Here is a 21454-nt window from a genome sequence, read left to right as displayed (position 1 = left end):
TCAGTCGAATGCCATAGAAATTCTTCTATTCATTCAACTGACCTTTATATATGTTAAGCCTTGCTGACCAAGATGTTAAGTTTAAATTCGTCAAATTCCACTTCTGCCCCATCGTTGGCGGCAATCTTTATTTCATTTGCAAGAACCTGAGTCTTGATAAGTTCGCCAAATGCTTCTATTGCTGCATTCGTTTCCTCGTTAGAGGCAATCGTAACGATGATTCTATCGGTAATCTCAAATCCGGTTTCCTTGCGAAGGTTCTGAATACGATTAATCAGTTCGCGTGCCATACCTTCCTTTCGCAGCTCGTCTGTAAGTTCCACTTCGAGCGCAACAGTCAGGTTTCCTTCATTGCTGACCAACCAACCCGGAATATCCTCCGAAATGATTTCAACATCAGCAACCTCCACTTCCACCTTTTCGTCGCCCAAAGTGAACTGATAGGTACCTACTTGCTCAAACAATGCTATTTCGTCCTGATTGAGAGCGTCCATTCTGGCAGCTACTTCTTTCATCAACTTGCCATACTTCTTACCCATAACACGGAAGTTACACTTTACCTTTTTAACTAAAACTCCCTGACCTTCAACGAAGTTAAGTTCTTTCACATTAACCTCGTTCCTGATCAAATCAGCCACAGCCTTAATGTGTTCCTTCTGCTTTTCATCGACAGCCGGAATCATAATCTGTGCCAATGGCTGGCGAACCTTCACATTAACCTTGCGGCGTAATGCCAGCACCATTGAGGTAATGCGCTGTGCCATATCCATATGCGCCTCTAAGTCAAGGTCGATTGCTGCTGCATCTACTGCTGGCCACTTGTCCAAATGCACGCTTTCCTTCTCGCCACCGAGGTCGTGATAAAGTTCATCGGCATAGAACGGAGCCAACGGTGCAAGCAGCTTCGCAACCGTCATCAGGCAAATATAGAGCGAATCGTAAGCACTCTTCTTGTCTGCACTCATTTCCTTGCCCCAGAAGCGTTTACGATTCAGACGGACGTACCAGTTACTCAAGTCGTCGTTCACGAAATTGTCAATCAGACGACCTGCACGTGTAGGATCAAAATTGTCCAATTCTGCACTCACATTCTTTATCAGTGAGTTGAGCTTGGAAATAATCCAACGGTCAATTTCCGTAGCATCGGCTGACAACACGCTCTCGCCCTGCTTGAATGACGGTTCGTAATTGTCTACATTTGCATAGAGCGCAAAGAAGCTATATGTGTTATAGAGTGTTCCGAAGAACTTGCGGCGGCATTCATCCACGCCTTCCGGGTCGAACTTCAGGTTATCCCAAGGTTCGCTGTTGGTCATCATATAGAAACGAACAGGGTCGGCACCGTACTTCTCCATCATTTCAAACGGATTCGTAACGTTTCCCACGTGCTTGCTCATCTTATTGCCCTTCGCATCAAGCACGAGACCGGTAGAAATAACGTTCTTGAACGCTACGGAGTCGAACACCATCGTAGCGATTGCGTGCAACGTAAAGAACCATCCGCGTGTCTGGTCCACACCCTCGTTGATGAAGTCGGCAGGATAGAATGCAGGTGGAACGGCAGTTCCTTCATAATTGGAATGCACCAACAGGTCGCGATATTCAGCTTCTGTCTTGCCGGGCTTCTTCAATCCCTCTGCATTGATTTCGCCTTCGAACGGATAGTGCAACTGCGCATAAGGCATAGAACCACTGTCAAACCACACATCAATGAGGTCGTCCTCACGCTTCATCGGCTCTCCGTTGTCATTCACAAGCACGATATCATCAACATAAGGACGGTGCAGGTCTATCCTGTCGTAGTTTTCCTGACTGTAATCGCCCACTACAAAGCCGCGCTCCTTCAGAGGATTCGACTTCATAATGCCTGCTTCAACAGCCTTTTCTATTTCGTTGTACAGTTCCTCAACAGAACCGATACATTTTTCATTTCGCTTGTCATCACGCCAGATTGGAAGAGGAGTTCCCCAGAAACGAGAACGGCTCAGGTTCCAATCATTCAGATTCTCCAACCAGTTACCGAAACGTCCCGTACCCGTAGACTCCGGCTGCCAGTTGATTGTCTTGTTCAACTCCACCATACGAGCCTTCGCTGCCGTATCCTTGATGAACCAACTGTCGAGCGGATAGTAAAGCACCGGTTTGTCCGTGCGCCAACAGTGTGGATAGTTGTGTACGTGTTTCTGAATGAGGAATGCAGAACCCTCCTGTTTCATTTCCATACAAAGCACGATATTCAAGTCTTCCGACTTCTCCGTAGCCTTCTTGTCCCAGACTCCATCGGGATTGAACTTAGGATCGTAGGCATTCTTCACATAGTCGCCTGCGTGATTGCCATAAGCCTTTTCATCGACACAGAACTTGACGAAGTTGCCATCGAGATCGGCAATCGCATAATACTTACCTTGAAGATCAACCATCGGACGTGTCTCGCCTTTCTTTGAAATAAGGTAGAGTGCAGGAATATTTGCATCCTTTGCCACCTTGGCGTCGTCAGCACCGAACGTAGGAGCAATGTGAACGATACCCGTACCATCTTCCGTGGTTACGTAGTCGCCGAGAATCACACGGAAAGCCTCGCTCGACATTTCAACGAAGCTGTCGCGACCATCCTCGCTGGCAAACACCTTGTCGCTGTGTGCTGCTGCGTAGTCATTGACAAAGGCAGGAGCAAATTCGCCAATCTTCTCAACAGGCTTAATCCAAGGCATCAACTGCTTGTAGTGCAGCCCTTCAAGTGCCGTACCCTTAACCTTTCCAACCACCTTGTAAGGCACATACTTGTCGCCATTCTGATATTCAGGCAATTCGCCCCCATCGGTAACCTTTCCTTCAGGTTTGAGATAAGAAGCAACAAGATTTTCGGCTATGACAACCGTAATCTTCTTCGCCGAATAAGGGTTGTATGTTTCAACTACAACGTAATCAATCTTAGGCCCCACACACAAAGCTACGTTTGAGGGCAGAGTCCAAGGGGTTGTGGTCCAAGCAAGGAACGAGGGCTTGCCCCATCCGTTTGCCTGAATATTGTTTTCTGAAACAAACGTTTTCCAATCCTCTTCTGCAATATCGAAATGCGCAGTAACGGTTGTGTCCTTCACATCGCGATAGCAACCGGGCTGATTAAGCTCGTGGCTCGACAAACCGGTACCTGCTGCCGGAGAATACGGCTGAATGGTATAGCCCTTATAGAGCAAGCCCTTGTTGTAGAGCTGCTTGAGCAACCACCAAAGCGTTTCAATGAATTTGTTGTCGTATGTAATATAAGGATTATCCAAGTCTACGAAATAGCCCATCTCTTCCGTGAGCTGACGCCATTCAGCCGTAAACTTCATCACATTCTCCCGACACTTATGGTTGTACTCCTCCGTCGAGATATACTTTTCAGAAGCCTTGTTGTCGATATCCTTCTTTGTGATACCCAATTCTTTCTCCACACCCAATTCTACCGGAAGACCGTGTGTATCCCAACCTGCTTTTCGGTGCACCTGAAAGCCCTGCATCGTCTTATAACGGTTGAATGTATCTTTTATAGAACGAGCCAAAACGTGGTGAATACCGGGATGTCCGTTTGCTGAAGGAGGTCCTTCGAAGAAGATAAACTGAGGTTCGCCCTCACGCTCATCCACACTCTTGTGGAAGATATCATCTTGCTCCCACTTTGCCAACACTTCTTTATTGGTTTTGACCAAGTTCAGGCCATTATGTTCGGCGAATTTCTTTGCCATATTTCTATATTAGTTAATCCTTAATTCTATGAGTATGCAAAGATATAAAGAATAGTCGGAAATACCAAATTTTAGCCACAGTTCAACAAATTTTCTATTCTGCCATTATGATTATCAATTCACAGAGATTCTTCACATTATCATACAAATTCCTTTTACTTCAACGCAATTAGTTTAAATTATGCAAGCCACGGAATATCTTTTCCCATAAGTCAGGCAGATTGCCTCGCCCCGATAAAGCTGTATAAATGTTCTTGAAAAAGAAGCATATCCATCTGATTGAAAATACAAAGTATCCGTGAAACAACATCTACAAATTACCTTATATCACGGATTCCACCTTTTTATATATAGCTTTAAACAGCTTTACTCCAGATGTTCTCGAACATAAAATCGCAACTTTAACTTATTCAATAGCCTCTACAAACAATTTGAAAAAAGCATCAAATCAATCATAAGGACAAACTTGCCTTCATTTAGTTTTTCGAGCAGAAAAGTATTCGGACAGAAAGATAAGAAAATATGAAATTGCAAGTATGCGAAGATTGCAGAACATTCTTCGCAAAAACGCAAAACAAACGTGCGAAGAATGGATTGCATTCTTCGCACGTTTGAAAACTGTTTTTTATTATTTGATTTTCAACACCTTACGAAAGAGTATGGAGAAATCAATGACAGAGAGAAGCGAACAAGTTTACAGGGAGTTTTGTTCGCTATGAGGAGGGGCGAAAGCGTGATTATTTGAACTTCTCAAGGAAGCTGTCGGCTTGAGTGTTGCCCAGCTCTTTGGCCTTCTGAATGCTCTTCAGGCCTTCGGCCTTCTGTTTGTTCTGGCATTGAGCTATGCCGAGCACGAGATAGGCATCGGCAAACTGGGGGGCGAGCTTGATGGCCTCTTCGGCTGCACTGATTGCTGCGTCAAGCTTGTTTACCCTTAACAGAAGGTTGGCGGCCTCGGCGCAATAGGTGGGTTCGGTTGGGTTGAGGCGCGATGCTATGAGAATGTCCTGCAATGCCTGTTGCCAGAGTTTTCCTTTACTTTCAGATTTGGAACGCATATAGTAGAAATCGGCGTCAAGCTGTCCGCGGTAGAAATATTCATAGGTGTAGAAATCCTGCATAGCCTTACGGTAGTTGCCCATCTTGTCGTGCTGCTGGCCGCGCGCATAGAAGAAAGGTGCGGCGGTCTGCACGTAGGGGGTGTCGCATTCTGCGATGCTCTGATCCAATAGCTGAAGAATTTTTGCGTCGTCGCCATTCATTTGCTGAAGACTCTGCGCCATTTCCAGATACAGTTCAGGATTCTTGAAGTCTGTCTGGGTCAGTGCTTCAAAGTCGTTGTAGGCTTTCTGATAGTCGCCCTGAGAGTAGGTTATCTGCGCTTGCAGGTGCTTGTAGCTGTTTTCGGGCTTAATTTTATAGGCTTCCTGTGCTTCGCTCATCGCCTTTTCGAGCGACCACCCCTGTGCTTTTGCGTTTTCGGCAAGATTCGGATTGAGCACAGAGCGATAGATTATCTGTGCGTAGTTGAAATGTGCTTCGTCCTTCTTGGCGGCATTGGCAATTGAGGTCTGCAATGCTTTGTCGGCATCGGAAAGTTTTTGGGCTGCAACATAGTCGTTTGCGAGGGCCAAATAGCCATCGTTGAGCTTCGGGAATTTCTTGATAAACTCCTGAACGATGCCGTTTCTGTATTTTTCTGGCTTGTCGGCAGAAAACATTAAGGCGATAACGGCTTCTTCCTCCGTTTCAGGAAGGGCTACACGGATGGCGCATTCGCGCAATGCCCGTTCGTTCTGCGACACGCCGGTAAGCCTGAAATCGCGTGCAAATGCTGCATCGGTTGCACTTTGCACGTTGCCTTCTGAATTGAGTATGCCAATGAGCTGACCTTTGTCGTTTACCACGGCGGCTCCATTTCTCTTTTCATCCACCTGATAGGACAGTATGCTGTAATTGTATTTGTTCATAAACTTCTCAACCTTATCGACGGAAGTCTTCACAGGTGCGCCGCTCTTCGATGTTGTTACAATCCAAGCTCCTGAATTTCCGGAAACGCCGGCAGCGAAAGCGGGGGCAGAGGTGGAGGCATCGACCTTGAATTTTACCAAGTCGTATATCTCGTTCAGACCGAGCAGCGACTCTACGTTTATCCTTTCGCCTTTATTATTGATGATGACAGCGTGGTCGGCACCGATGAATGGTTTCCACGGGCTGACTGCCGTTCCGTCGTTGGCGATGAATACGCCGTTTGATGTTGCAAGAATGGAACCGTCCGCCTTGAAAGTGGTCAGCGTAAACGTGGAGTTTGCAACATTCTTCACGGCAGAGGACTGTGCAAAAGTTACTGTTGTTGAAAGGAGCAAAAGGATGCTCGTTAATAGGGTTTTCATATATTGAACTGCGATTTTTAAAATTTTGAACTGAGAATTGACTGCTTACACATTGTTTTATTACAACGAATGAAGGCTTAATTCACATTCAGCAGGCTCTTTGCATTCTCTATTGCGGCGTCTGAAATGTCTGCTCCGGAGAGCATTTGCGCTATCTCCACGATTCGTTCCTCCGTGTTGAGTTCGCGTAAATGACTGGTTGTGCCCGTGACCGTGTCGTGTTTCTCCACCTTATAATGCGATGTACCGAGGGCTGCAATCTGTGGAAGATGGGTAATGGTTATTACCTGTCGGTTGCTGTTTCCCATCTTCTGCATAATGAAAGCCATCTGTTGGGCAATCTTTCCACTCACACCCGTGTCGATTTCGTCGAAGATGATAGTCGGGAGCTTCACTGCGCCGCTGATCATTGCCTTCAGAGAGAGCATCACGCGGGCTATTTCTCCACCCGAAGCCACTTGTGTAATGGGCTGAACAGGCGTGTTCTTGTTGGCAGAGAAGAGGAACTGCACCTTGTCGGCACCGTCGGGAGAAAGGCTTTTCTCCTTTATTTCTATGCAGAACTGCACGTTGGGAATGCCCATTGGCACAAGGTGGGTTTTCATTTCGCCCTCAATTATCTTTGCAGCTTTCAATCGTGCCTTTGTAAGGACGGATGCAAGTTTTCGGCATTCTTCCAATTGGGTGTTCAAGAGCGATTCCATTTCTTCCAATTCCTCATCGCTGTTGTCTATGCTGTGCAGTTGTTTCTTCAGATTTTCCTGAATTTCGAGAAGCTCTCCAATGGTGGCGACGTGGAATTTCTTTTGCAGATGATAAATCTTGTCGAGTTGCTCGTTGATGAAGTTCAGACGCTGAGGGTCGAAATCTATATCTTCGGTGTCTGCACTTATCTCATCGGCAATGTCTTTCAGCTCAATATAGGCAGATTCAAGACGATTGCCGAGTTCCTCCGCTTTAGGATAGACGTGAGCAATGCTGCGAAGTACCTCCTTGGTGTGCTTCAGACTGGAGACAATGCCGTGTTCGTCGCCGTTCAGTATATTGTCGGCCTCAAAGAGAGACGACTTTATTTCCTCTGAATGGGAGAGCGTGTTGCTTTCCTGTTCCAGTTCTTCCTGAAGTCCTTCTTGCAGATTTGCATTGGAGAGTTCGTCCAGTTGAAAGCGCATAAACTCTTCGTTATCAGCACTTTCGGCTATGTTCTTCTTGAGTTGCTCGAGCTTCTTCTCTGTTTCTTTGTATTGCTTGTAAGCCTTCTGATACTTGGCGATGTCGCTTGCATTCTGTCCGATAATGTCAATCACGTTCAGTTGGAAATCCTCTTTCTGCAAAAGGAGGTTCTGGTGTTGAGAATGGATGTCTACCAACTGTTCGCCGATGCGCTTCATCAGCGTGAGTGGCACAGGTGTGTCGTTGATGAAGGCGCGCGACTTTCCGTTGTCTGCAATCTCTCTTCGGAGAATCGTTTCCTCGGAATCGTAGTCGATGTTGTTTTCGACGAAGAAATCTTCAAATCCGTACTTTGAAAGGTCGAACTTGGCTTCTATGATGCACTTCTTCTCGCCCTGTTTTATCTGCTTGCTGTCGGCTCTGTTGCCTAACAGAAGACTTATTGCACCGAGGATGATACTCTTACCGGCACCGGTTTCGCCGCTGATAACGGAGAAGCCGGGGTGGAAATCGATGTCGAGTTTGTCGATGAGCGTGAAGTTCTTTATGTATAGATGCTTGAGCATAGTTTATTGTTTGATTTTATCCCACGACGCATTCTGGCTGGCATTGATGCCGAAAAGTATTTCGTAGACCGATTCTTTCTCCTTCTGCGTACCTTTCTTATAATATATATTGGCAAGCTCTTCTTTCTTATAGTCGGTCCATATCTGTGGAAGAAGGCTCATCGGCCGGTCCTCGTGCGCTTTTTTGAGACAGTTTTCGAGTGCCGTTGTGATGTTTGTACGCCCACGCTCGGCACTGTTTGCCATTTCGTCCAGTCCGGTACGGTAGTAGTCGTATTGCAGTTGTCGGAAAGACTTCATTGCACCGTCAAGATAGTCGTTGATAATAGCAAATCTGTTGCGCGAGTTTTCAAAGGCCTTCCATCCCGTGAAACTCAAGTTCTGCGCATTGTTGGTAAGGTTAAGGCATCGCTGAAGAACATCTTCTCCACCCATAGGAGCAAAGGAATCGAGGTTGAGTCCTATGATTAAATAGGCATAGTAACCGAACAAGGCAGTGAGCTGATTGTCAATATTTTCCTCATTGAACTCTATTTGGTCGAATTGGGCAAAGTTAAAATTGAAATCGCCATCCTGATTATTATACAAAGTCGTGGTATAAGCCGAATTATAGACAGGTCGGTTTGCCTGTATGAGAGCCGTACAAGTGAAGGCATTCGTACTTGGGTCGTACTTCGTAACAGTGATGTTGAAGTTGCAGACGATGCGCTCGTTCTTCTGAAATTTAAGATTCGTCCATTGCCTTTCGTTTACGAACTGCTCCAAAGTCTGCTGGAGATTGTCGAAAACGGAAGCGTCCGTGCCTTGAATCTGATTATGATTGATGGTGATTTTAGCTTGCAGTTCCTGTGCATTGCACAAGGTGTTAGAGGATAGAAGAAAGCTCATCAATAATGTCGTGAGCCACTTCTTGTTTGCTTTTCTTGCCATATTCCTTTTTTCCTTTCTTTGAAATGATGGTTATCTGATTGTCATCAGACTGGAAAGTTGTGCCCGGATTGCGCGTGGAATTGAGAACAATGAAGTCGGCGTTCTTCTTTTCCAGTTTCCTTTGCGCATTCGTTTCCTCGTCGTTTGTCTCCAATGCGAAAGCCACGATACGCTGTCCATCGGTCTTCAGTGTGCCGAGTTTGGCTGCAATATCCTGTGTAGGCTCTAAATCGAGATGAAGATTGTCTTTCTCCCGCTTGATTTTCGTCTGCGAGAAGTCGGCAGGCTTGAAGTCGGCCACGGCGGCACAGAGTATCGCTCCATCCATAGAGGGGAAGTTGTCCACACAAGCTTGATACATCTGCGCGCAACTCTCCACGTCTATCCGATTGATGTCCGTTGAGCACTTGAGCGACACCGGACCTGCTACGAGCGTTACCTCTGCTCCCCTTTTCAGGCACTCCTCGGCAAGGGCAAAGCCCATTTTACCCGAAGAATAGTTACCTATAAAACGCACAGGATCTATCTTTTCGTATGTAGGACCGGCAGTTATTAGAATCTTTTTACCTTTTAGGTCTTGTTTTTCTCTGCCTTCACGCTCAAAGAAGGTTTCCAGACATTCCACGATTGCTTCCGGTTCTTCCATACGTCCCTTCCCTTCCAGTCCACTGGCGAGAAAACCACTCCCTGCTTCTATTATATGATTGCCTCGAGATTGCAGCAGGGCAAGATTGGATTGCGTTGAAGGGTGCCTGTACATATCGAGATCCATTGCCGGAGCCACGAAAACGGGGGCTTTCATAGATAGATAGGTGGTAATGAGCATATTGTCGGCAATGCCGTTTGCCATCTTTCCGAGCGTTGATGCCGTACAGGGAGCGACGAGCATAGCGTCTGCCCACAGTCCGAGGTCTACGTGTGAGTTCCACGTGCCGTCTCTTTGAGAAAAGAAATCGCTTATTACGGGTTTCTGTGTAAGTGCCGACAAGGTAATCGGGGTAATGAACTCCTTGCCCGACGGCGTTATAACTACCTGTACTTCCGCGCCTTTCCTTATGAGCTGACGAATAATCAGACAACTCTTATAGGCTGCTATCGACCCCGTGATGCCTAAAACTATTTTCTTTCCCTTCAGCATATTATCTTCTCTGTGGCTTGTCTTACCTGTTGTTGAACTCTCTTAAACGGATACGGGTCAGTACCTGCTTGGTGTTGAAAGTGAAATCGCCAGCCATCATCCAACTGAAATAGCCCGAATCACGCTTCAGCACTTCCGACACCTCCCATCCCTTGTACTTGCCAAAGTTGAAAACCTCAACTCGGCGCGGCTTCTTGTCTTCGTCGAGGAGCACGTTTCCGTCCTTGTCGGTAACTTCTTTCCATACAATTCTGCCGGCAAAGTCTACGGAATTGTTCATCGTAGAGAATTCTGCCAACTCATCCATATCGTTGTTGAGCACTCTGTCTGCCTCTTCCTGTCTGCCGGGAGCGTACATATCCAACTGACCTTGAATCACTCTCCACGTAGCTTCGGTGTCTTCGTCGGCCCTGTGTGCCTGAAAATCGTCTTCCATCTTTCGCCCGCAATAGAACTTGTAGGCCGCTGCAAGGTTTCTTCTTTCCATCTTGTGGAATATGTTCTGCGCATCAATGAGCCTGCACTTCGAGAAATCGAAGTCTACGCCGGCGCGCAGAAATTCCTCGGCGAGCATCGGCACGTCGAACCTGTTGGAATTGAAGCCTGCGAAATCGCAGCCGGAGAATTTCTCTGCCAGTTCCTTTGCTTTCTCCTTGAAGGTGGGAGCATTCTTCACATCCTCTTCCGTGATGTGCGTCAGCTCCACCACTTCCTGTGGAATCTCCTTCTCCGGATTGATAAAGATGTTTCCACGCTCTTCCTTGTGCCTGTCTCCCTCCATTTCGGGGAAGACCTTGATGTATGAAATTTGGATGATCCTGTCCTTAACAAGATCAAGCCCCGTTGTTTCGAGGTCGAAAACAACAAGGGGCTTTTTGAGATTTAACAACATTCTAAGTTTGTTTAAGTCCATTTGCAGCAGGCAAGTTCGCCGCTGCCTGTATATGATTTCTGCTCTGACCGGGCTTTCAGCCTTAGTCGTTGAGCAACATTGGCATAATGAGCATCAGCACGTCTTCGTTCTCCGGCTGATCGCTTGGAATTACCACACCTGCTCTCGATGGGTCTGCCAACTGGATGTTTACGTCCTCGCTCTGGAGATTGTTCAGAATCTCGAGCATACTTGAACCCTTGAAGCCGATACTCATACCGTTGCCGTTGTACTCGCAGGTAATGCTTTCCTTGGCACTCGTTGAGAAGTCGATGTCTTCTGCATTGAGATCCAACTGGCCGTTGTCGATATGGAAACGAATCAACTGTGAGGAATCGCTTGCGAACGGCAGCACGCGGCGGATGGCACCGATGAGCGATTTGCGGTCGATGGTAATCTGATTCGGATTGTTTTCAGGAATAACGCTGTTGTAGTTCGGGTATCTTCCCTCTATGAGACGGCAAGTGAGATTGCCTTCGGCAAATGAAATCTCGGCAGAACGTGCATCAAAACGGATAACCACGTCGCCGCCGTCCTTCGACAGGGCATTCTTCAGGAGCGATGCAGGCTTCTTTGGAAGGATGAATGCAGCAGGCGAATCGCTCTTGATGGCGAAATTCTTGTTGCGGACGAGCTTGTGTCCGTCGCTGGCAACGATAGCAAGGCTGTCTGCCGTCAGGTCAAAGTAAATACCATTCATTACCGGACGCAGTTCATCCTGTGCTGTTGCAAAGAGCGAACGTGTGATGTTGTCTGCAAGCAGAGCCGAGTCAATGTTGATTGTGGCAGCTCCGTCAGTCAGCGGCTGAGCCTTCGGATACTCATCGGCATTGAGAATAGGGAAGTTGTAAGAACCGTTCTGGTAGGTAATGTACATTTTGAACTCGCCCATATTCACGTCTACGGTAAGCGGCTGCTCGGGAAGTTCCTTTACTGCATCGAGAATGTTGCGGTTATTGACTGCAAAGGTGCCTTCGCCCTCGCAACTGTCAAGATTCAGAGTGCTCTGCATCACGTTCTCGCTGTCGGATGCTGTGATGACAACCTGACCGTTTCGTGCTTCGAAAAGGAAGCAGTCGAGGATAGGCAATGTGTTCTTGCTGTTGATAACTCGGGAGAGTGATAGCAATCTACTGCTCAGGGCAGTGCTTGAAATGGTAAATCTCATTAGTATCCTTATGTATTTTAGTTATTATTCCCAGTTGTGAATGAAGTTTGAAGCCCGATAAGTGCAAAGCCGAATCAGCATCAAATCTTTATCGTACAAAAATACGAAAAAGCTATGTGAAAAACAAAAATTAAGTCTAAAAGTTTTTGTTTTTAGAAGTATTTTAGTAATTTCGCAATCAGATTTAGAAAAACGAAACAAAAATCATTTTAAATTTAAATATGGAATTACAAGGAAGAGTTATTGCTGTATTGGAAGCTCGTGAAGGAACATCTGCCCGCGGTCCGTGGAAGTCTCAGGAATATGTATTGGAAACACACGACCAGTATCCTAAGAAGATGGTATTCAATTTGTTTGGTGCCGACCGTATCGACCAGTTTGCCATCAAGGCAGGTGAGGAACTCATTGTGAGCTTCGATATTGACGCCCGCGAATATAATGGCCGTTGGTTTAACAGTATCCGTGCTTGGAATGTGCAGCGCGTGGATGCGATGGCAGCACAGGCTGGTGCTCCGGTTGCAGCGGCTGCGCCTATGAATGGTTCGCAGGCACCTTTCCCTCCGGCTCAGGAAAGCAGCGATTCTGCTGACGACCTGCCATTCTAAACAAGAAAGAGGCATCAGGAACTATTCGTCATTCTGACTTGTCGGATCCTTGTCGGGCATCAGTTCGGAATGATGCAGTATGAGAATTACCAACCAAACTGTAAGTATTTGAAAATCAAAGGTTAAATCCTTAATTTTCAAACGTGCGAAGAATGCGTTCCATTCTTCGCACGTTTGTTTTTCATTCTTGCGAAGATTACATTGCATTCTTCGCAAGAATGAAAATCGTCTTTTCCTATCTGTCTGCAAAGGCAATTTCTTTGTTCTCGATTCCGAAAATAAAATCTACGCTTTCCTTTGAATGCTTTGCATTCTCTGTGGCAAGAATAAAATCTGTGAATATGCGAAATTCGTGAGCGATAAAGCGACGGGACAATTAAAGAATAATTAGTATGCAATGTGAAAATATTCTCGCAGATTACGCAAATTCACAGACTCCCACCTAATTGCTGCCACAGAAAGGGTAAAGGCTTCAAGGAAGGTACAGATAAATGATGGAAAGAAGTCGGCATTTATTCCGCAACACACATTCACATAAATATATCTTGTCCCCTTGTGAGCTTATCCTGACTTCGGATAAAAGCATAGAAAAACCCCGGACTTTCGTTGGAAAGTCCGGGGTTCTTTTATGTTCTGTTGTTTCTATACGCTGATTTTTTGTCAGCTTGCCGCCTCATTGTCTTATCTTCTCATTTCAAGCCTACACCTTTGGAGGATTCTTGCGCTCTCTCTCGGTAATGAAGCCGTGGCGATAGGCGTAGAGGAGTTCCTCGAGTGCCTCAATCTGAAGTCTCAGTTCCGTACCCTTGTCGGTGTCTGCCACTTTCAGCCGCTTCTGGTTCATTTCCACTATCTGCGTAGTTCCGAGAATGTCGCTGCCCCGCTTGATGGCATCTTCTGTTGAAGAGAAAGGTTCGTGCTGCACCAGTTCAAATCCTCTTGAATGATAGACGAGCGTGTAGCCTGCGATACCGGTTTCCTTGTGGTAGGCTTCAGAGAATCCTCCGTCGATAACCATCAGCTTTCCGTTCGCCTTGATGGGCTGTTCGCCCTTGTTCACGTGTACGGGGACGTGTCCGTTGATGATGTGTCGGTTTGGACCCGTAATGCCAAATTCGGCCATAATCATATCGGCAATGGCTTCGTTGTCGCGGTTCTTGAAGTAGAATCCCTTTTCCTCGTGGTGGGTTTCTTTCTCCTTGAGGAAGTAGCGTTCAAAGGTTGCCATCTTCGCCTTGTCGAACAGCGGACTTTCGGGGCCACACCAAAGATAGAGCAGATAGTCGATGGCGTATTGCTTTTCCTTGGCATTCTCGCCCTGTGGATTCTGTTGGAAAGCCTTTCTGATGAGCATTCCCACCCTGTGGAGCAGTTCCTTGCCCTTGAAAGATACGTTAGGATACACCTCAACTTCCTTCAATGTGCCGTCTTCGTTCAGCGGAATTGAGGCGTGATAGAGCAGGTTGCCATTCACGGTTTGGTACATACATCCGTGACGGAGCTGCAAGAGGATGTGCTCGCGCAGCTTTTCGCTCGCCGTGAACGAATGGTGCAGTTTCTCTATCAGCAGCTTTTCGGCGTTTGTGAGCTTGTCGGGATGCTTCGGGTCGATGGTCGGGAAGTTGCAGGAGGTAAGTTTATATTCCTTTCCGTCGAGCTTGATAGTGCCCTTCTCGTAATCAATCATTTCATAGAGCAGACGGTTTTCCATCTTCCACGACGGATGACGTTTGAATATCTGCGATTCTATCTTGAATTGAATCACGCTGATGGCCTTGTGCATCTGTGCAATGAGCTGCTTTCCCTTCTCGTCGAGCGTGGCATTGATTACCTTTGGAATGAATTCCGTGCAGGGGTCGTTGCCGTAGACGTCCATAGCGAAAGTGGCCAGTTGCAGCAGGTTGATGCCGTATCCGTCCTCGATGGTGTCCATATTGTCGTAGCGCAGTGCGATTCGGATAACGTTGCAGATGCAGGCATCGTTTCCAGCGCAGGCTCCCATCCACAGAATGTCGTGGTTTCCCCAAGTAATGTCCCAAGTGTGGTAGTTCTTGAGAATGTCCATAACGATGTGTGCGCCCGGGCCTCGGTCGTAGACGTCGCCGAGAATGTGCAGATGGTCGATGACCAGACGCTGGATAACCTTGCACATTGCGATGATGAAGTCGTCGGCTCTGCCCGTAGAGATGATGGTAGCGATGATTGTGCCCACGTAGTCAGACTTGTCTTTGTCGTCGGAATGCTCGTGCAGGAGTTCCTGAATGATGTATGAGAAGTCTATCGGCAGACACTTGCGCACCTTCGAGCGTGTGTATTTGCTAGAAACGTCGCGGCAGATTTCCACAAGGTGGTGGGTAGTGATGTGATACCAGTCTTCAATGTCTTTCTCTACCTGCTTCACCAGCTCTATCTTCTGCTCCGGATAGTAGATCAGTGTGCAGAGATCTCTGATTTCCGACTCCCGCAATGTATCGCTGAAAAGCTCCATTACCTTTCTCTTGATGTTTCCGGAAGCATTCTTCAGCACGTGTTGGAAGGCCTCATACTCGCCGTGAATGTCGGCAAGGAAGTGTTCCGTGCCTTTCGGGAGGTTGAGAATGGCTTGGAGATTGATGATTTCCGTACTTGCGTCGGCAATCGTCGGGAAAGACTGCGCGAGCAGATGCAGGTAGCGTTCATCTTTCTGAAGGTCATAGTTCTTGTTTGTCATAGCTATTTTCTCGCTTTAGTTATAGATTAGTAATATTCTTTATTGATTATCTTTTCTTCAATGGTCTTGGTTTTGTCGTCGTCGAGAGGTTCAAAGGGCATAAATCCTTCCTCAAGATACAGGTAGTCCTGTAACACTTGTATGATGCGCCTTGAGAACTTGAATATTCTCTGCTGCTTCAGCACGACGGCGAGTTTGTCTTCATCGTATTCCTCGAACCTTACTGTCTGATAGATTTCTGCAAGATGTCGCAGGCTGAATTGCCTTTTTTCTATGCACTTTCGGGCATTCGAGAGCTTGTGGGCAATGGAAATGAGGTCTTCGCCGGCATCTTCCGTATCGCCTCTTTTCGAGTATTCCATATCCTTCAGTTCCTTGTCGTCTTTTGGCGATAGAGAAGGATAGCGGATAATGGCCTTGGTGTCGATGTTCGGCATATCCAACTGAAGTCTTTGAGCACCGATGTCTACGTATTCGCGCACGTTTTCGTCGTCGGCCATCAGCAATATCTTTCTCCATTGCTGCGGCGTGAGCTTTCTCAGAGCCAAAATATCGTCGCTTGATAGTCTCTTGGTTTGTTTCTCCTGACGCAAACCAACGTGAAGCAATGCGTTCAAGGCGTGTATCTCGGCGTTTTCAACGGTCTTTCTATATCGGGTATTAATTACCTTATCGTAAATGCCGACAATGTTTTCAGCCATTGCCGTGGCAGATATATTCTTGTTAAGGATGCTTGCACCAACGATGTCTATTCTTTTTGTCCATCCTGAGCCTTCTATTTCGTCCTTTTCAGCCTTCGATGTAACGAGAACGGCGTCGGCTTTTTCCACCATCTTGCGTTGGTAAAGCCCCTGTTTTATGGATTTTGAAATGGGCTGCTCGCTTTTTCTGCTCAGTGGAGACAGTCCCCAGTGAGGCGAATAGAGCGTACCGCGTTTCTGTTTGATGGCAGCGGCGAGACATTCATAGGCTTTACGGCTCCAACACGCATGGATATGCACAATGTCCGGATTGAAATCAGACATTGATTGACGGGCATCTTCCTTCAAAGTGATGATTTTAACTTCTGCAAGGGTCGCCTCATTGGCAGCAAGCTCACTCACATAGGTTGAAAGAAGGTCGTCTCTTTCCAGTTTGTCTATGTAATGAAGAATCTTCATTTATAGTTTGTGTGATATGAAATCGTATTTGTTGGCGCGCCAATATTTAATTTTGTAATTAAGGTTCTGCCATATTAAACGTAGTTCAAATGGAATTATTTTCCACGCAGGGATCTCTTCATTGAAAAGTGTAAGCACTTTTTTTGCAATCAGCATTCTCATAGAAAGCGTTACGATGAGTGCAACACCGGCTGCACCCAATAGTATCCAGTTTTGCATAAAACCCGAACAACACGCCGCCACGATGATAAGAATATAGTTCAGGTACATAGCCGTCTGGTCGAGACCGAACAGGAATCTGTGAGCTGTGGAGCGTTCCAGATGCTGCCTGTTCTCCATATAATAAAGGTGTTTGTTCAGCCAGTGCTTGTGTGTGGGGTATGGTTCGATGAGCGTTCCCGTTTCAGAGTTTTCCAATGCAAGCGAATCCCTGTGGGAATACTTGTTCACGATGAAATCAAACTCGCCACGGAGATATTTCAGGTTGCCTCGGAATCCGTCGTGCTTATTGAAGTCGCTCTTTCTGAACAACAGGGCATTGGAGTTGCATCTGTATGGTTTGCCTTTTTGGTCTTCGCGCATCAGATAGCACGCTGTGTGGAAACGCTCGAATCTCCAGAAGTCAGGAGTCTCGTCTTCATACCTTGTATAGCCTATAACAAGGTTTCTTCTGTCTTCACAATGACGTGCCAAGACCTTGAGCCATTGGTCTGATTGTGGCGCACAGAAAATGTCTGCCATCAGTACCCATTCGTTTCTTGCCGCCTTGACTCCCAATGTTATGGCAAGTTTCTTCCGGCTCATATAGCGCGATGATTCGGGAATGAAGGTGGTGTAGAGCCTTGGATTCTCGCTGTAAATCTTCAGTATGTCTTCTGTTTCGGAATCGCCCTGTGGCGCAACTACTATCACTTCGTAGTCGGGATAGTCCTGCGAAAGATAAATGGAAAGATTCTTGGAGAGCGTCTCTGCATCGTCGTTAGGCGTAAAGACGATGGAAACGGGAGGAGCTATGGCTGTCGGAGAATTGCTTATTTGAGGTTCGGAATCCTCTTCATTGTTTTCCGAAACAGCGTTTTCATTTTGTTCAGCCGATATATTCGTGTCTCCTTCGTCTGTTGTTGCAGATTCCGATATGCGTGGCTTGCGAAAAAACGGATTGAAAAGAGGAGTGAGTAGTGCCGAAAGAATCAGCACTACTGACGAAATAACCGTGATATAATCGATTTCAAGCATTTGCGAATTAAGTGTTTAGCGTATAGCCTACTTGAATAGCGTTTAAATTTCTTCCGAGATATAGCCTCTTGGAAGCATTAGGCGCAACAAATCACTGCCATATAATAGTGAAAGGCTAATTGAAAAGCACGTCCGATAACGACTGCAAAGCCTGCTTCTTATCAGATTCCTTGATAAGGAATGATATGTTATAGTTGCTGCCGCCATAGCTGACCATACGTACCGGTATGTCTTTCAGCGCATTCATTGCCAATGCCTCGAAACCGACGTTGCTCCAGTCGAGATCGCCCACTACACAGACGATGCACATAGAAGGCTCCACGGTTACGGTGCCGTACTTCTTCAGCTCGTCCACAATATCATCGAGGTGCGCGCTGTTCTCAATGGTCATTGAAAGACCCACCTCGCTTGTGGCAACCATATCGATGGAAGTCTGATAACTCTCGAAGATTTCAAACACCTTGCGGAGGAATCCCGGCGAACCGAGCATACGGCTCGACTTCACTTTGACGACCGTGATGTTTTCCTTTGCTGCAACGGCCTTGATTTTCTTCTGCGCCAATACGTTGTTGATGATGGTTCCTTCGGCATCCGGAGCCATCGTGTTCTTCAGTCTGACAGGAATACCGGCGTATTTTGCAGGCTGAACACAAGTGGGATGGAGAATCTTTGCGCCAAAGTAGGCAAGTTCTGAAGCCTCTTCAAAGTTCAGTTGGCGCACAGCTTCAGTCTTTTCCACCACACGCGGGTCGTTGTTGTGCATACCGTCGATGTCCGTCCAAATCTGAATCTCCTCGGCATTGAGCGCGGCACCAATGAGCGAAGCCGTATAATCGGATCCTCCGCGTTGCAGATTGTCCACCTCGCCGTATGCGTTGCGGCAGACGAAACCTTGTGTGATATAGACCTGATAACCCTCATTTTCTTCCATAATGGCAGAAAGTTTCTCCTTAATATACATAGAGTCGGGTTCGGCATTCTTGTCGGTGCGCATAAAGTCGAGCGCGGAAAGCAACACAGCCTTCACACCCTGCTCCTGAAGATAGCTTGCCATCATATTGGTAGAGATAACCTCTCCCTGCGCAACTATGCTTTTTTCTTCAAATGAAGTAAAGAGGTCCTTGGTAAACGAACGCAGATAATTGAATTCCTCTGAAAGAAAATCCTTCATCTTCAGTTTGTATTCGTCGGTGGAGAAAAGCTCATCTACGTGAACGGAATACTTCTGTTCAAGGTTATTGATAACTTCGTTTGCCCCCTCCGGATTCTTCTTGTAGAGATAATCGGAAATCTCTATCAGCGAATTTGTAGTCCCGCTCATTGCAGAAAGAACCACAAAAGTGGGTTCGCCCGTCCTTGTTACCAATGAGGCTACTTCTTTCATACGCTCCGGAGAGCCTACGGAAGTTCCGCCGAATTTCATTACTTTCATATACTTTCAATTATATTTCTTACTCATTGTCTGCTGAACTCTCGCTTATTCCTCATCGGAAAAATCGAGAGGTTCTGCTATTCCCTCTACCGTCATAGCCTCTTCCTCCAAGTCCTTGGTGTCATTTTCGCTTGTAGCCAAATGGAAACCACCGTCCTTGCAGCGATACACCTTGCCCGGGAACTGGTCGATGAGGTGGACGTTGTGGGTAGACATAATCACGGCCGCCCCGTCCTCACTCGCCGTCTTCAGTATTCTCACGATGTTCGATGCAGTTTCCGGGTCGAGATTTCCCGTAGGCTCGTCGGCGATGATAATCTTCGGCTTGTTGAGCAAGGCTCTCGCAATGGCAATGCGCTGCTGTTCGCCGCCCGAAAGTTCGCTCGGCATCTTCTCCTTCTTGTCAAGCATTCCCACTTCTTCAAGCACTTCATCAATGCGCTTGTCAATCTCGGCACCGTTTTCCCAGCCCGTAGCCTTCAGCACGAAGCGTAGATTCTTCTTCACCGTTCTGTCGTGCAGAAGCTGGAAGTCTTGAAAAATGATGCCCATCTGCTTCCGCAGTGCCGGAACGTGGCTGCGCTTTACCGACAAGACCGATGCTTCCAGCACCTGTGCCTTCTCTGCATCGTCCTTATCCACGTCCAGTTCGCAGTATATCGTTTTGAGCAGCGAACTCTTACCCGAGCCCACTTTGCCGATGATATAGATAAATTCTCCTTCGTTTACTTGAAAGTCTACATCTTTCAATACCAGTCTGTCGTCTTGGTAGATATTTACCTTTCTGTAATCTATTAGCATTTTGACGTTTTATTATCTCTTTTAAATTGTTCTGTTTTAATGTCGGATAGTCCTCAATACAGTCCGTGCCGTCTTGGATATTCGCTGCATCATTTCTCCGTTCCGTGGCATTTTCCTTGCCTGTCAGGACAATGGAGAAACAAAACAGTCGTTGCTTTCATAAGCTAATACCCTCTGCGTTCATTTCGCAAAGTTACGAAAAACCCTTGGAATAATCAACTTGAAAGAGAATAATAATATATAATTCACAGTTTGAGCAAACATTCAAACTCAACAACCACACCATTTTCCTTTGTTTTCCCATCTGTCCGTCGCCTGAAAGAAGAGTCTGGTCGGGCAATGTAGATGAGTGAAAGATGGCAGAACCATAGTTTTCTTTTCATTCTCTCTCTCAGAATCCGATTTGATTTCAAACGATGGATAATCCATTATTTCTTATTCGTTTTCTACAACATAAACGCCTGAAAATCAAGTGATATTTTATCCCTTTCCAATCTTGCGAAGAATGCAATGCGTTTTTGCGAAGATTACAATGCAAACGTGCGAAGAATGCGCTGCAATCTTCGCACGTTTGTAAAACAACTTAGTTCGGGTTAATTCGCAATCTAAGAAATACAAGAAAATAAGTAGGCGAATTTACAAGTATAAAACTCCATATCAGTAGATTAATAACGGAAAAATCAACCTGTCCTCTCGTCTACTTGTCCTCTCGTCTACTTGTCCACTCGTCTACTCATCAACTATTCATAATCGTCAATGACGGCATTCATAAAGTCCATCATTGGCTTGCCTATCTTGCAGATTTCCACAAACTTGTCCATCCATTTATCGCCCTCAAAGAAATCGTCAGGCACCTGTATCCAACAACAGTAGTCTTTCATTCGGAGGTATTGGGCAAACTCATAGTCGCGTGGGAAACCTTTGGGGATTGTTTTCAAGGCAGATAAGCCAAATCCTTTCGACGTAACCTTTTCATTTTCCCAATATCCCTCGTTCGGATAGCCGAAAGTCTTGACAAAACGACCGTCTTCCACAATCTTTCGCCACTGGTCAATATTCGCCATTATCTCATTACGGCACGAAGTCAGTATGTTTGTCGGCAGCCAGTAAGAACCTATCGCTATCATACAATTACCCGGCTGAATGTGAAGATAGTAGCCTCCACGCAACGCCTTTCTGCCTTTTGCACATATAAATGCACCAAAATGCCGCTTATAGGGGTTTTTATCGGGCGAGAAACGGATATCTCGATAGAACCGGTAGGTGCAATCCTTCACTTCAAGGTGCGACACTTCGTCGTCGAAGGTCGATAATACCCTGATAGCCTGCGCAATACCTGCTTCAAAATCTTTTTTTGCTGAATCGTATTCTTTCTTATGTTCCTGAAACCAATCACGATTATTGTTCGCTGCAATATCTTTCAGAAACTTGTTTATCTGTTTTGTATTCATTTGTTTTTAATTTCAAGATTAAAACCCTAACT

General features: G+C 46.3%; 15 protein-coding genes. 1 reads left to right on the top strand and 14 read right to left on the bottom strand.

What is annotated here, in order from left to right; all coding sequences use genetic code 11:
• Positions 1 to 53 precede the first annotated feature (53 nt).
• From ileS to dnaN, 7 genes are all read right to left on the bottom strand, one after another.
• A complete protein-coding gene (ileS, locus tag P150_RS0101115; protein ID WP_028896109.1) occupies positions 54 to 3728 on the bottom strand; it encodes an isoleucine--tRNA ligase in 3675 nt (1224 codons plus the stop codon).
• Positions 3729 to 4465: 737 nt separating this feature from the next.
• A complete protein-coding gene (locus tag P150_RS0101105; protein ID WP_028896108.1) occupies positions 4466 to 6121 on the bottom strand; it encodes a lipopolysaccharide assembly protein LapB in 1656 nt (551 codons plus the stop codon).
• Between the two features lie 77 nt (positions 6122 to 6198).
• On the bottom strand, positions 6199 to 7860 hold the full coding sequence (gene recN, locus P150_RS0101100) for a DNA repair protein RecN (RefSeq protein WP_028896107.1): 1662 nt from the start codon (positions 7858 to 7860) through the stop codon (positions 6199 to 6201).
• Between the two features lie 3 nt (positions 7861 to 7863).
• Positions 7864 to 8748: a DUF4835 family protein gene (locus P150_RS0101095; RefSeq protein ID WP_028896106.1), complete on the bottom strand. Its 885-nt coding sequence runs from the start codon at positions 8746 to 8748 to the stop codon at positions 7864 to 7866.
• Positions 8726 to 9928: a bifunctional phosphopantothenoylcysteine decarboxylase/phosphopantothenate--cysteine ligase CoaBC gene (coaBC, locus tag P150_RS0101090; protein WP_028896105.1), complete on the bottom strand. Its 1203-nt coding sequence runs from the start codon at positions 9926 to 9928 to the stop codon at positions 8726 to 8728. The genes P150_RS0101095 and coaBC overlap by 23 nt, the downstream gene beginning before the upstream one ends.
• Positions 9929 to 9950: 22 nt before the next feature.
• Complete coding sequence (locus P150_RS0101085) at positions 9951 to 10820, bottom strand: 3'-5' exonuclease (RefSeq protein WP_028896104.1); 870 nt, start codon at positions 10818 to 10820, stop codon at positions 9951 to 9953.
• An 82-nt stretch (positions 10821 to 10902) separates the two neighbouring features.
• Positions 10903 to 12027 carry a DNA polymerase III subunit beta gene (gene dnaN, locus P150_RS0101080; protein ID WP_028896103.1) on the bottom strand — a complete coding sequence of 375 codons (1125 nt, stop codon included), beginning with the start codon at positions 12025 to 12027 and terminating at the stop codon, positions 10903 to 10905.
• Positions 12028 to 12248: 221 nt separating this feature from the next.
• Here dnaN and P150_RS0101075 point away from each other — a divergent pair, with 221 nt between their 5' ends.
• Positions 12249 to 12632, top strand: coding sequence for a DUF3127 domain-containing protein (locus P150_RS0101075; protein WP_028896102.1), 384 nt, complete (start codon positions 12249 to 12251; stop codon positions 12630 to 12632).
• A gap of 700 nt (positions 12633 to 13332) precedes the next feature.
• Here the strand turns inward: P150_RS0101075 and P150_RS0101060 are convergent.
• The 7 genes from P150_RS0101060 to P150_RS0101035 all read right to left on the bottom strand — a co-directional run bounded on the left by P150_RS0101060 (position 13333) and on the right by P150_RS0101035 (position 21422).
• The gene (locus P150_RS0101060) at positions 13333 to 15342 is read right to left on the bottom strand and encodes a fructose-bisphosphatase class III (RefSeq protein WP_028896100.1); all 2010 of its coding nucleotides are present in this window, start codon (positions 15340 to 15342) and stop codon (positions 13333 to 13335) included.
• 26 nt (positions 15343 to 15368) lie between these two features.
• Positions 15369 to 16502, bottom strand: coding sequence for a glycosyltransferase (locus tag P150_RS0101055; RefSeq protein WP_028896099.1), 1134 nt, complete (start codon positions 16500 to 16502; stop codon positions 15369 to 15371).
• Positions 16503 to 17738, bottom strand: coding sequence for a glycosyltransferase (locus tag P150_RS0101050; protein WP_028896098.1), 1236 nt, complete (start codon positions 17736 to 17738; stop codon positions 16503 to 16505).
• Positions 17739 to 17853: 115 nt separating this feature from the next.
• Positions 17854 to 19170 (bottom strand): aspartate kinase, encoded by a 1317-nt coding sequence (locus tag P150_RS0101045; RefSeq protein WP_028896097.1) that lies wholly within the window; start codon positions 19168 to 19170, stop codon positions 17854 to 17856.
• Positions 19171 to 19215: 45 nt separating this feature from the next.
• Positions 19216 to 19971 (bottom strand): cell division ATP-binding protein FtsE, encoded by a 756-nt coding sequence (locus tag P150_RS0101040; RefSeq protein ID WP_028896096.1) that lies wholly within the window; start codon positions 19969 to 19971, stop codon positions 19216 to 19218.
• Positions 19972 to 20216: 245 nt separating this feature from the next.
• The gene (locus P150_RS17315; protein WP_155952886.1) at positions 20217 to 20354 is read right to left on the bottom strand and encodes a hypothetical protein; all 138 of its coding nucleotides are present in this window, start codon (positions 20352 to 20354) and stop codon (positions 20217 to 20219) included.
• A 357-nt stretch (positions 20355 to 20711) separates the two neighbouring features.
• Entirely contained in the window at positions 20712 to 21422 is a 711-nt protein-coding gene (locus P150_RS0101035) for a DUF2461 domain-containing protein (RefSeq protein WP_028896095.1), read from the bottom strand.
• Between the last annotated feature and the right edge of the window lie 32 nt (positions 21423 to 21454).

The organism is Prevotella sp. HUN102 (assembly GCF_000688375.1).
Lineage (GTDB): Bacteria > Bacteroidota > Bacteroidia > Bacteroidales > Bacteroidaceae > Prevotella.
This window is presented reverse-complemented; position numbering and strand designations above follow the sequence as displayed.